The sequence below is a fragment of the Pseudomonas lini genome, from assembly GCF_964063345.1.
Taxonomy (GTDB): Bacteria; Pseudomonadota; Gammaproteobacteria; order Pseudomonadales; family Pseudomonadaceae; genus Aquipseudomonas; species Aquipseudomonas lini_B.
The window spans coordinates 3,783,231-3,795,898 of sequence record NZ_OZ061318.1; the positions used below are offsets into that span (position 1 = coordinate 3,783,231).

Here is a 12,668-nt window from a genome sequence, read left to right on the forward strand (position 1 = left end):
TGACGCTGGCGGCTTAGGGTTTAAGGAGTCAGCGCCAGGCTCAGTTCCCGAACATTGCACACGCGTTGATGGTTCAGGTAATGCTCAAGGAACTGGTTGTCCTTGAGCAGCCACTCGCGATCCTGGCGATAGCGCAACATATGCTTGAAATTGCGCAGACGCAGGCCTTTGCGCAGCGGCTTGCGATAGGTGCGCAGGTCGGCGATGTCGATCAGCCCCAGCGTGTTTTCAGGCGTCAATACCACATTGCCCAAGTGTGCAGAGCGAAAGTAGATGCCGTCCTCATGCAGGCGTGCAATGAACTCACCCAATTGTGCCCGAAGAGATTCGTTATTGTCGGTGCCCAGTAACTGACGCAGGGTGCGACCGGGCAGGGGGTCGTAATGCACGGCATCGCGCTTGATGCTGGGAATGCGATAAATCTGGCGAACCGTTGGGCATTCGATATTGCGTTCGTGCAGTGCCCGGCAGTTGTCGGCGAAGCGTCGGGCGTAAGGCGCCCAAAGTGCAGAGGTCAGCAGGCGTTTGCGGCGAAACAGCTTGAGCATCGAGCCATCGGCCAGGCACAAGACTTTATCCCCTTTACCATCGGCCTCGAGAACGTCGGCGCCCTCGCGCATGTTGAGATAAGCGGTATGGTCGAGCGTTTGCATCAAGGCTCCAGGGCTTGGCCTCTGATGGGATGGGCAGCCGACTATGTTACCGCAGTGCGCATGCTGCAAAAAACCGCTGTGGTACAATCGCCGCACTTTTTAAGATGCAGTTGCCCGTTCACGGGGTTGCCTGGCGCAATACCATAGAGTGCTTGCTTCTGATACCTGGTTTTATACTTCTATACGCGGACGGGCGAATAACAGGGTGTTGATGTCTGCGGACTTGTCGCACGTGGTTATATTTGCGCTTTGGCGGGTGGATGCGGCCTATTTTTTGGACACCCTATGACGACAATGCTGTTCATTTCCCTGGCCAAACATCAAGGCCTCTACTTCAATCGGTTACTCAATGAAACCGAGCTACAAGGTAAAGTCGTTACCCCACCACAGATGCCCTGGCCAAGGTTGTTGCAGACATCCAGAGTGCTTTCGCGAGTCGACTGGCCGAGCCTGATCGAAGAAAAATGCGAGGAGCGGCGCGTCAAGAACAAAAACGATGGTCGCTTGTATCGTCTGTTGTTACGTCTTGAGCTGATTTGGATGGCGCTGCGCGCCCAGGCCTTGCTTGATCGCGAGCGCCCCGACGCGCTGGTGTTCTGGAATGGTGCCCATCGATACTGCCGATTGCTGACGGCCTTGGCGCCGCCGGGTTGTAAGACTTTTTTCTTCGAGAACGGTCTGTTGCCCGACACCACAACCGTTGATCCGCAGGGCGTGAACTACCTGAACGCCGTTCCGCGCGAGGCCGGTTTTTACCTCAACTATCCTTTTCCCGTGCCTGAAAGTCAGGCAGTGCCTGTGCTGATCCCACGCCAACCTCGTACCAGCGGCCCGGCACCGATTGTGCTGCCGGAGCAGTTCGTCTTTATTCCGTTCCAGGATGACCGCGATAGTCAGGTTCGGCTGTTTTCTCCCTGGATCAGGAACATGCGCGAGATGTTTGCGTTGGGCGAGCGCTTGGCCAAAGAGACTGGTTTGACCGTGGTGTTCAAGGAGCATCCATCCAGTCGCGAAACGTATCCCGAGTTGCATGAGCGTACTCACGAGCGTCTGTTGTTCGCCAACGGCAATGCCACTCAGCAGTTGATCGAGTCCAGCCAGTTTGTGATCACGCTGAACTCGACGGTTGGCCTGGAAAGCCTACTCTTGGGCAAGCCTGTGCTGACTCTGGGTCAGGCGTTTTTCAATATCGAGGGGCTGGTGATGCATGCCGATAACGCCGAGCAGGTGATGGAACTGGCGCGCGCATTCCCGCAATGGCCACTCGATGAGCGGTTGAGGCGTAACTTCCTCCACTACCTCTCCGAGCACTATTGCATCAAGGGTGGCTGGAAGAACGCTGACAAGGCCCAGTTGCAGCGGGTCGCCAATCGAATGCTGGGTAAAGCCGAGTGCTGACAGGAATGAAGAGATTTTTCGCTAAGGATGTCCTGGAAGTGTGGGCGTCTATCGGTTTTCTTGTGCTGCTGTGTGGAGCGTGGGTACTGCCGAACAATAAACTTTATCACCAAATGATAATTTTCCTGCTCTGGCTGCCCGCCGTGTTGGCGCTGTTCCATCGGGATTTTCGGCTGATGCTCAAACAACCGGAGTGCATCCTCTTCGCCATTTTCGTGGCCTGGACATTATTGGTGCTGATGGTTGAGGGGGGCGATAACGTCTTCGGCAAAAGCAAGGTGACGCTCTATGTGACCCTTACCCTGTTAGGTGTGCTACTGGCTGCGCAGAACCGCAAGTGGCGGTTCGAGTCCATGTTGTTGTATGCATCGATCATGGGCGGTTTTTTTGCTGCGGCTTCCTGGGTCTACTTTTATGACGTGTCTGCTCAGCCTTTCAGCGGCAGGCTGATTGCCATTGGCTTGTGGGACACTGCAATCATGGCCGCGCATGCGGTGGGGGCCTTGCTGATTCTTGGCATCTTCACGTTGCAGACCAAACGTTTCAATCCCTGGATGATGGCGTTGCTGCTGATTCCGGCGCTGGGGTATGCGCTATTTCTGGGCTTCAGCCAAACCCGCGGTGTGTGGATCGGCTTGCTGGCCTGTCTCTTCGTGATGGGAGTGGCGCGACCGTCGCGCATGGCGGGCGGACTGATCATTCTGGTGATTCTGGGGTTGGCGTCCATTGCTGTATTCAAGCCGGAAATCCTGTTGCAGCGCGGCGTTTCTTTCCGTCCGGAGCTATGGAACGGCGGCGTTCAATTGATGCTGGATCATTGGGGGATGGGGTTGGGATTCCATGAGTACCTGATTCCTGTCCCTGAAATCGGACTGGCCTTCAAACATCCCCATAACCTGTTCCTGGATATCGGTGTGCGTCTTGGTGTGCCTGGTCTGCTGCTGTTCGGCTGGTTGTGGCTGGCGGTTGGCTGGCGTGGCTGGATTTCGCGCGCACAGCCACTGGGGCAGGTGTTGCTGGCACTCTGGGTGTTTTCCGGGGCGTCGTTGATGACCGATGGCATTGGTCTCTGGCTCAAGCCCAATGCGGACTGGTTGATCACTTGGTTGCCGATTGCCTTGAGCATCGTGTTGGCTGCTCGTGGGAGCAATGAAACCAAAGATTCCGTTTGGAGTTTTTCAACCCCTGATGCTCCTGGACCGGAAGCGAAGTGTTGAAACAGCGTTTTCGGCACCTCGTCCTGGCGGGGCCGATGTTGTAATTCGTTCGCTGTTACAATCCACAGGTTGTCTGTCTTTTTCAAACGTACGAGGCGCGCCGAATGGCCAATTCCGACCAGCAATCAAGCATGAAGATTTACCTGCGGTTGCTGAAATACGTGCTCCCGTACTGGGGCGCTTTCGCCGTCAGTATTGTCGGCTTCGTGCTATTCGCATCCAGCCAGCCGATGCTGGCGGACATGCTCAAGCATTTTCTCGACGCCTTGCAGAAACCCGATGACACCAAGTTCCTGGGTGTCTCGCTGGTGCTCGGTGTACCGTTGTTGATTGTGCTGATTGCGGTCTACCAGGGGATTGGCTCATTTCTCGGCAACTATTACCTGGCCAAGGTTGCCCGTGGCGTGGTCCACGACCTGCGTTGCGCCTTGTTCGACAATCTGTTGACCTTGCCTAACCGCTACTTCGACAACCATAACTCCGGTCATCTTATTTCCCGTATTACCTATAACGTGACCATGGTCACCGGCGCCGCCACCGATGCGATCAAGGTGGTGATTCGCGAAGGCCTGACGGTGGTGTTCCTGTTTGTTTACCTGCTGTACAGCAACTGGAAAATGACCCTGGTATTGCTGGCGATCCTGCCGGTCATCGCGATTCTGGTGAGTAGCGCCAGCAAAAAATTTCGCAAGCAAAGCAAGAAAATCCAGGTGGCGATGGGCGATGTGACCCATGTGGCTTCGGAGACGATCCAGGGCTATCGCGTGGTTCGCAGCTTTGGCGGTGAGACCTACGAAATCGAGCGGTTCCACAAGGCTAGCGCCGATAACATGAACCGCAGCCTGGGCATGACCCGTACCCAGTCGATTTACACGCCGATGCTGCAACTGGTGATTTACGTTGGCATGGCTGTGTTGATGTATCTGGTGCTTTACCTTCGCGGCGATGCCTCTGCTGGCGAACTGGTTGCCTACATCACCGCCGCCGGTTTGTTACCCAAGCCGATTCGTCAGTTGTCGGAAGTCAGCGCCACGATCCAGAAGGGATTGGCCGGTGCGGAGAGCATCTTCGAGCAGCTCGACGAAGTACCGGAAGTCGATACTGGCACCAAGGAGATGGTGCGCGTCAACGGTCGCCTGGAAGTGCGTAACTTGAGCTTCCAGTACCCGGGCACCGAGAAAATCGTGCTCAACGATATTTCCTTTACCGCCGAAGAAGGCCAGATGGTCGCTTTGGTGGGGCGTTCAGGCAGCGGCAAGTCGACCTTGGCCAACCTGATTCCACGTTTCTATCACCACGACAAGGGCCAGATCCTGCTCGATGGTATGGATGTCGAAGAATACAAACTGACCAACTTGCGTCGTCACATTGCCCTTGTGACCCAACAGGTCACCCTGTTCAACGACAGTGTTTCGAACAACATCGCCTACGGCGACCTTGCTGGCGCACCATTCGAAGACGTGCGCAAGGCGGCCGAAGATGCCTACGCCGCCGAGTTCATCGACCAAATGCCTCAAGGCTACGACACCTTGGTGGGCGAAAATGGCGTGCTGCTTTCCGGCGGTCAGCGCCAGCGTCTGGCGATTGCCCGGGCGCTGCTCAAGAATGCGCCATTGTTGATCCTCGATGAGGCCACCTCGGCTCTCGACACCGAATCCGAGCGGCATATTCAGGCGGCTCTGGAACAAGTAATGAAGGGCCGTACCACGCTGGTGATCGCTCACCGCTTGTCGACCATCGAGAAGGCCGATCTGATCCTGTTGATGGACCAGGGCCGCATCGTCGAACGCGGCACCCACGCCGAGTTGTTAGCGTTGAACGGTCTCTATGCACGCCTGCACGAGAAGGATTTCGTCGAAAGCACCGACGAGGCGATGACGGAGTCCCACGTTTGATTTTGAGTTACTGGCGAGCCTGGAGAGAAAGCGGCTGGGCGCCCATCGATGCAACGGCTTATACCCAGGCCTGGCAACAGTTTGGCGGCAGCGTGGCGACTCATCCCGAAGTGGTTGAGCGTCTGGCAGGGCTGGTAGGCATTCCGGTGCGTTATCTGGGTTGGTTCGTCGACGGTGAATTGTGCGCCGCGATGCCGACCTGGGGGCGTCATGTGGCCTTGTCCAAGGAAGTGCTCAAGCGTGAAGGCAAACGTGGCCTGCTTGATCTCGGCAATGCCGAGATCATTCTGCCGGTTGACGAAGACGTCCAGATTCGTGTGCGACATCGCGCACGTTATGTGTCCGAACTCAACGCCCAAAGCATCACTGGCCTCACTGAGCAGCCTGAAGGCCTGGCGCTGGCTCGTGAGCCCGAGGACTACAGCAAGAAGTTTCGCTACAACCAGCGTCGTGATCAGCGTTTGCTGGAAGAGGCGGGCGGCATTATCCGGCCGATGCTGGAGCTGAGCGCCAGCGAACAGGCGATCATCTATGCTGACCTGTTCCAGCGCCGCTGGAACTTTGAAGCACCGGGCAAGACGCATCTGGCTGAAGTGTTCAGCCTGTTACGTGAGTTCATGACCGGGTCCTTGATCTATCTGAACGACGAGCCGGTGGCGATCCAGATTCTGTACCGGGTCGAGGCGCCGAAGTGGGTCAGCCTGGAATACATTAACGGCGGTGTCGATCCGCAGAATCGCGAGTTCAGCCCCGGCAGTGTACTCAGTTTCGTCAACACCCAAGCCGCTTGGGAGCAGGCCCGAGCCGTGGGCAAGCCGCTGCGTTACTCGTTCGGCCGCGCCGATCGCGAATACAAGGACCGCTGGTGTCACCGGGTTCCGGTCTATCAGGTTTGAGCGAGGACAGGCAGTCATGAGCGCACGCAAGCAGCAATTGCTTAAACGCCATCGCCAACGCAAACGCGTGGTGCTGATCGGTGCATTGTTGGCTGCATTGCTGTTTGGCTTTTTTGTCGCATGGTGGCCATTGCCGCTGTTCCTGCTGCTGGGCTGGGTCGCTCATGAAGCCTGGTTCGCCGACCATTTGTTCTATGCCCCAAGCGACGATTATCGCTATGACTTCCCGGCGGGTACGCCGCAATTCCCCACCACCCTGGCCAAAGGTGTCATACAGGTGACGGGTGACTTTGGCGTGGCGCAAACCCTGGTTTTGCAGGTGCGGGTCAAGAGCCATTGGCTGGGGCGCTTCCTTGACCCCCAGGTATGGATCGGTGACGACCGTCAGGATCTGGAGCGCGGTGTTGCGGGAGAGCGTTTTCTCAATCTGTCCGGGCAAGGCTCGGCGCTGGCTGCCGGGACCCTGACATTACGTGGACGCTTTTGCAGCCTGGCGCCACAGGCAACTTTGCACGCCTTGAGTCATCCGGATTTTGGCCAGCAGCGCCTGCTCATTATCGCCCCCCATGCCGATGATGCCGAATTGGCGGCTTTCGGTCTCTATAGCCGGGCGTCCGAGGTGGCTATCGTCACACTCACCCAAGGCGAGATTGAGGCCGAAAACTACCACGATATGGGCCTCGACACCGCTCAGGCTGCCCGACTCAAGGGGCGCCTGCGCAGTTGGGACAGCCAGGCAGTGCCGCTGTGGGGCGGGGTGCCGCAACAACAATGTGTGCAATTGGGCTACTACTGTTTGCAACTGAATGCGATGGCGCAGCAGCCGGAGCAAAGCTTCGGTTCCAGGGAGTCGGGGGAGAGTGATATACGCGAGGTGCGTCGGCACAATGCCCTGAGCCTGCCGGGTGACGTCGATGGTCAGCCGCATTGGCGCAACCTGGTGGCTGATCTGGCGAGTCTGCTTGAGCATCACCGGCCCGACGCGGTACTGACGCCCCATCCCGAACTGGATCCCCACAGCGATCATGTCGCCAGCACTCGCGCCTTGATGGAGGCGATTGAACTCAGTGCCTGGCGCCCGCGAACTCTACTGCTCTATGCCAATCACCTGCATGACAATGACCGCTGGCCGATGGGCCCGGCGGATTATGGCATTGCTCTGCCGCCGACCATCGAGCCGTTGCCGGCTGATGGGCTATGGAGCCCGTTGCTGGACGCGCCAACGCGCATGGACAAAGCCATGGCCTTGGGCATGCAGCACGACTTGCAGGGCCGTCCACCGCTTAAAAGACGTCTGCGCCGGGTGATTCAGCGGTTATTGGCCGGGCGTCGCTGGCCCCGCACCGGTGAAGACGAGTTCTTCCGTAAAGCGGTGCGCCGACACGAACTTTTCTGGGTGCGTCCACTGGATGCACCTCCACAGGATGACCGCCGCTGAGCCTCTTTGCTCGCGTGCAGCCGTATTCTTTCGCTATGTTATTATCCGCGACGCTTTTATTGCCCCTGGAGTTTCCATGAAGTTATCCATGCCACGATTCGATCAGGCCCCTGTCCTGGTGGTCGGTGATGTCATGCTCGACCGTTACTGGCATGGTGGTACCTCACGGATTTCCCCTGAGGCGCCGGTACCGGTAGTCAAAGTCGAGCAAATCGAGGACCGCCCGGGCGGTGCCGCCAACGTTGCCCTGAACATTGCCGCGCTGGGTGCCCCGGCCTCGCTGGTTGGCGTGACCGGCGACGACGAAGCGGCTGATAGTTTGGTCAATAGCCTCAAGGGTGCCGGCGTGCGGGCGTTGTTCCAGCGTATCGCGCACCAGCCGACCATCGTCAAGCTGCGGGTGATGAGCCGCCACCAGCAATTGTTGCGAATCGACTTCGAAGAACCTTTCTCTACCGATGCCCTGGCGTTGGGCGAGCAAGTCGACGAATTGCTCGAAGGCATCAAGGTGCTGGTGCTGTCCGACTACGGCAAAGGCGCGCTGAAAAACCATCAGGTACTGATCCAGGCTGCCCGTGCCCGTGGCATTCCGGTGCTGGCCGATCCCAAGGGCAAGGATTTCTCGATCTACCGTGGCGCAAGCCTGATCACCCCGAACCTCAGCGAGTTCGAAACCATTGTCGGTGGTTGCGCCGACGAACACGAACTGGTGAGCAAGGGCGCACAGCTGATGCACGACCTCGACCTCGGCGCCTTGCTGGTGACCCGTGGCGAACATGGCATGACCTTGCTGCGCCCGGATCATCCGGCACTGCACCTGCCGGCCCGTGCCCGTGAAGTGTTCGACGTGACCGGCGCCGGTGACACGGTGATTTCTACCCTGGCGGCAGCAATCGCCGCTGGCGAAGAACTGCCGCACGCGGTGGCTCTGGCCAACCTGGCGGCGGGCATCGTGGTCGGCAAGCTCGGTACCGCGGCTATCAGCGCGCCGGAACTGCGTCGCGCGATTCAGCGTGAAGAAGGTTCCGAGCGTGGCGTGTTGGGGCTGGAGCAACTGTTGCTGGCCGTCGACGACGCACGTGCACACAATGAGAAGATCGTCTTCACCAACGGCTGCTTCGACATCCTGCACGCCGGCCACGTGACCTACCTCGAACAGGCGCGTGCCCAAGGTGATCGCCTGATCGTAGCGGTCAACGACGATGCGTCGGTGAGCCGCTTGAAAGGGCCGGGTCGGCCGATCAACAGCGTCGACCGTCGCATGGCTGTACTGGCAGGTCTGGGCGCCGTGGACTGGGTAATCAGCTTCGCTGAGGGCACCCCGGAAAACCTGCTGCGCGAGGTCAAGCCGGATGTGTTGGTCAAGGGCGGGGATTACGGGATCGATCAAGTGGTCGGCGCAGACATCGTCACTGCTTACGGCGGGACTGTGAAAGTGCTGGGGCTGGTGGAAAACAGCTCGACCACGGCGATTGTCGAGAAGATCCGCAATCACTGAAACGGCGCGGTCACTGTGGCGAGGGAGCTTGCTCCCGCTGGATCGCGAAGCGGCCCCAAAGCCATAGCCCGCGGTTTTTCAGATTGACCGCGTCGCGAGTTTTACGACTGCTGCGCAGCCGAGCGGGAGCAAGCTCCCTCGCCACAGGTTTCTTTATCGTGCGGCCTTGCGCGGCACGATTCTTTTCAGCAGTTGCTTTGCTTTTCCATGCAAGCGGGCTAAACCGGAATCTTTCCCCGGCGGGCTCAAACCCTGTTGCCGTACCCAGTCTTTCCAGCGAATCCGCTCATCCTTCACCAGCCACCCTTCCTGCCGGGCAAAACTCTCCGCCAGATACAATCCCCGTGTACTCGCCGGGTATAGCTGATCCTTTTTCAGGGTATAGAGCTCGGCCATCGGTTGGCCGTCCTGAAGGGGCATCAAATACAAATCGGGACGCTTGCGATCGAGCCGGGCCACCAATTGATCGCCTTCCAGACGTTCGTCCACATGGAACAGGCTCAGGGATTTGGCTTCCTTGGGCACATCCAGACGCAAGTCGTAGATCAATTGCAACGACGCGGTCGGTAAATGCACGTAGGCCCGCGGGCGCTCGATCAGCGGCATGTTGGCGCAGCGCACCGGCCGCGCCGAACCGGACAACGGTGTCAGGCGAAACGGCAGGGCTTCGCGATAATGCAGGGCGGACGAGTAGGGCGCCGGCAGCCAGGTGTCGTTGAAACGCCCGCTGAGCCAGCCTTCCGGGGTTTCCAACAGGCACTCTTCGGCGATTTCCTGGGTTGCCGTGTGCAGCGGCAGGTTCAGCTCATGGGCCGGCACGTAACCCGAGATCAGCTTGAGCACCACATCGCCGCGGTCCTGCCGGCGCTGACGCACCAACACCCAGTAATCGCGATTCTGCCAATGCAGGGTCAGGCGCACCGAAACCCCAAGGTTCGCCAGCTCCAGGGCAAACCGCTCGTTGTCGGGCACCGTCACCGGGCGGCGACGTTGCAGGGTCTGGGAGAAATTCAACGGCATCCCGACGCTCTGGTAACTCAGGCCTTCGGGAGTCGCTTCGACGAATAACGGCAGGGTCTTGAAGTTGCTCGGGTTCTTTCTTATCAGCGTACGCGGCATGTCGGCTCCTGCTTAAGGCCGCGAGGGCGGCATCAATGGCTACGAAGGACCTGGGCAACGGTCGCGACGTTGTGGGCGAGGTGCAGCGGATTGATGGTCCCGACAATAGCACTGGCCACACCCGGGTGTTCAAACAACAACTCGAAGCTGGCGCGCACCGGGTCCACGCCCGGGCTCAAGCACACATGGCCGCTGGCCAGGGCCTTTTTGACCAGGATCGCTTTGCCGTGAGCAGCAGCATAGTCAATGACCGGCTTCTCGTTCTGTTCGTTCAGATTGTAGGTGACCATCGCGCAATCACCTTGTTCCAGAGCCTTCAAGCCGCCTTCGACGGTTTTGCCGGAAAAACCGAAACCGCGAATCTTGCCTTCGCGCTTGAGCTCGGCAAGAGTCGCATAGACCTCGCTGTCATTGAGGATTGCCAGGTCGTTGCCGTCGGAGTGCACCAGCACCAGATCGATAACATCCGTTTCCAGGCGTTGCAGGCTGCGTTCCACCGACAGGCGAGTATGGGCGGCGCTGAAGTTGTGGTGCGATTGGCCGTCGGCAAACTCTTCGCCAACCTTGCTGACGATCACCCAATCCTGACGTTGACCACGTAGCAACGGGCCGAGACGTTCTTCGCTGCGGCCATAGGCCGGCGCGGTGTCGATCAGGTTGATGCCCAGGTCGCGCGCGAGTTTGAGCAGCATGCGCGCTTCGTCATCGTCGGGGATCTGGAAGCCGTTGGGGTATTTCACCCCTTGATCGCGGCCGAGTTTCACTGTGCCCAGACCCAGGGGCGAAACCAGCAGGCCGGTGCTGCCCAAAGGGCGATGCAGATCGTGCAGGGTCGGTTGGCTCATGGCAGCAGTTGCTCCCAGGCAGGGACGCCCATCGGCGGTTTCGGCAGTTCCGGCAGCGGCGCCGGGTGGCTCGGCTGGATGCCGTCGCGCTGCAGCGAAGCGATGACACGGTCAGCGAAGTCCGGCGCCAGGGCCAATTTGGTCGGCCAACCCACCAGCAGACGATTCTGCTCGGCGAGGAAGGCATTGTCCGGGCGAGTCAGGCCCGATTGCAGCGGCTCTGCGCGTTCGACCCGCAAGGTCGCCCACTGTGCGGTACTAAAGTCGATCCACGGCAGCAGGTTGCCGAGTTCTTTTTGCGCGCTGGCGATCTGCGCCGCAGGCTCGCGGGCAACGCCTTCGGCTTCGGCGATGTCGCCTCCCACGTACCAGACCCACTGGCCATCGGCGGCCGGGTGAGTGGTCACGGTGACGCGCGGCTTCGGCCCGCCACCCAGGCAATGGGCGTACAGCGGTTTGAGGCCCGGGCCTTTGACGATGATCATGTGCAGGGGACGACGCTGCATGGCCGGTTTGCTCAGGCCCAGCGTCGTGAGCAGGTCGGCGGTGCCGGCACCGGCGCTGAGAATGATGCGCTGGGCGCGGATCTCACGTTCGTCGACTTTCAAGCCGACCAGCTCGCCATTTTCCAGCAGCGGTTCGATGTGCTGACCGGCCAGCAGACCGTCGCCAGCCAGATCGGCCAGGCGCTGGATCAGGCTCGGCACGTCGACCACCAGTTCCGTCAGGCGATAGACCTTGCCCTTGAAGCGCTTGTCTTGCAGCGCCGGCGGCAATTGATCGCCTTTTACCTGATCGACCCGCCCGCGCACGGCTTTGCTGGCGAAAAAACTGGTGAGGTTGCCGGCGAGGGTGCCGGGGGACCAGAGGTAATGAGCGTCGGACAACACGCGCACGCCGGACAGGTCCAGTTCGCCGTCGCCGGCCAGCGCTTCACGCCAGCGACGCGGCATGTCGGCGATGGCTTCCGAGGCGCCGGTCAGGGCACCGTGCAACGCGTACTTGGCGCCGCCGTGGATGATGCCCTGGGACTTCAGGCTCTGCCCGCCACCGAGGCTGGCGCTTTCCACCAGCACAGTTGAAAAGCCCTGGCGGCGCAGGCGCGCATTCAGCCAGAGGCCGGCGACACCAGCGCCGACAATCAGAACGTCGGTGGAAATAACGGATGGCATGCAGCGACCTCAGTGTTCAAGACGAGGGCGCAGTATACAGACTCGATGCGGAGGGGATTTGTTGGTGATCAATAGGGAGGATGCAAAACCTGTGGGAGCGGGCTTGCTCGCGATGGGGCCTGCACATGCAACATAAGGGTTGAATGCAAGACCACTATCGCGAGCAGGCTCGCTCCCACAATGGAAAGTGCTTCGGGTTTAATGCCCGGCGGTTTTCGAGAACAGCTGAATAACCACAACGCCCAGCACAATCAGCGCCATCCCCAGCATTGCCGGCACATCCAGCTTCTGCCCGTAGATAAACAGCGCCGCAACGCTGACCATCACGATCCCCATGCCGGCCCACACTGCGTAGGCCACGCCCACCGGAACGCTGCGCACCACTAGCGTCAACATCCAGAAAGCAATGCCGTAACCGACGATGACCAGCAGCAGCGGCAGTGGCGTGCTGAAACCTTTGACCGCTTTCATCGAAACAGTAGCGATCACTTCGGCGCAGATGGCGATGGCCAGGTAGTAGTAAGCGGTCATGGGTCA

General features: G+C 59.4%; 11 protein-coding genes. 6 read left to right on the plus strand and 5 right to left on the minus strand.

Features of this window, described 5'->3' with window-relative positions; genetic code table 11:
* Window positions 1–20 precede the first annotated feature (20 nt).
* Window positions 21–653, minus strand: a complete 633-nt coding sequence (locus tag AB3226_RS17135) for a toluene tolerance protein (protein WP_367373917.1) — start codon at window positions 651–653, stop codon at window positions 21–23.
* Window positions 654–938: 285 nt separating this feature from the next.
* On the opposite strand from AB3226_RS17135, the gene AB3226_RS17140 reads away from it, so the two are divergent.
* The 6 genes from AB3226_RS17140 (at window position 939) to hldE (ending at window position 8,995) form a co-directional block, all read left to right on the plus strand.
* On the plus strand, window positions 939–2,051 hold the full coding sequence (locus AB3226_RS17140) for a capsular biosynthesis protein (RefSeq protein WP_367373918.1): 1,113 nt from the start codon (window positions 939–941) through the stop codon (window positions 2,049–2,051).
* Window positions 2,052–2,164: 113 nt separating this feature from the next.
* A complete protein-coding gene (locus tag AB3226_RS17145) occupies window positions 2,165–3,268 on the plus strand; it encodes an O-antigen ligase family protein (protein ID WP_367373919.1) in 1,104 nt (367 codons plus the stop codon).
* Window positions 3,269–3,372: 104 nt separating this feature from the next.
* Complete coding sequence (gene msbA, locus AB3226_RS17150) at window positions 3,373–5,163, plus strand: lipid A export permease/ATP-binding protein MsbA (RefSeq protein WP_367373920.1); 1,791 nt, start codon at window positions 3,373–3,375, stop codon at window positions 5,161–5,163.
* Window positions 5,163–6,059, plus strand: a complete 897-nt coding sequence (locus AB3226_RS17155) for a GNAT family N-acetyltransferase (RefSeq protein ID WP_367375809.1) — start codon at window positions 5,163–5,165, stop codon at window positions 6,057–6,059. The genes msbA and AB3226_RS17155 overlap by 1 nt, the downstream gene beginning before the upstream one ends.
* A gap of 16 nt (window positions 6,060–6,075) precedes the next feature.
* Window positions 6,076–7,497: a PIG-L deacetylase family protein gene (locus AB3226_RS17160; protein ID WP_367373921.1), complete on the plus strand. Its 1,422-nt coding sequence runs from the start codon at window positions 6,076–6,078 to the stop codon at window positions 7,495–7,497.
* Between the two features lie 76 nt (window positions 7,498–7,573).
* The gene (gene hldE, locus AB3226_RS17165) at window positions 7,574–8,995 is read left to right on the plus strand and encodes a bifunctional D-glycero-beta-D-manno-heptose-7-phosphate kinase/D-glycero-beta-D-manno-heptose 1-phosphate adenylyltransferase HldE (protein ID WP_030130457.1); all 1,422 of its coding nucleotides are present in this window, start codon (window positions 7,574–7,576) and stop codon (window positions 8,993–8,995) included.
* Window positions 8,996–9,148: 153 nt separating this feature from the next.
* Here the strand turns inward: hldE and AB3226_RS17170 are convergent, their stop codons facing one another.
* The 4 genes from AB3226_RS17170 to AB3226_RS17185 all read right to left on the minus strand — a co-directional run bounded on the left by AB3226_RS17170 (window position 9,149) and on the right by AB3226_RS17185 (window position 12,662).
* The gene (locus tag AB3226_RS17170) at window positions 9,149–10,114 is read right to left on the minus strand and encodes a hypothetical protein (RefSeq protein ID WP_038978677.1); all 966 of its coding nucleotides are present in this window, start codon (window positions 10,112–10,114) and stop codon (window positions 9,149–9,151) included.
* 32 nt (window positions 10,115–10,146) lie between these two features.
* Complete coding sequence (locus AB3226_RS17175; protein WP_367373922.1) at window positions 10,147–10,959, minus strand: aldo/keto reductase; 813 nt, start codon at window positions 10,957–10,959, stop codon at window positions 10,147–10,149.
* Window positions 10,956–12,131: an NAD(P)/FAD-dependent oxidoreductase gene (locus AB3226_RS17180; RefSeq protein ID WP_367373923.1), complete on the minus strand. Its 1,176-nt coding sequence runs from the start codon at window positions 12,129–12,131 to the stop codon at window positions 10,956–10,958. The genes AB3226_RS17175 and AB3226_RS17180 overlap by 4 nt, the downstream gene beginning before the upstream one ends.
* 198 nt (window positions 12,132–12,329) lie before the next feature.
* On the minus strand, window positions 12,330–12,662 hold the full coding sequence (locus AB3226_RS17185) for a multidrug efflux SMR transporter (protein ID WP_008004867.1): 333 nt from the start codon (window positions 12,660–12,662) through the stop codon (window positions 12,330–12,332).
* Window positions 12,663–12,668 lie beyond the last annotated feature (6 nt).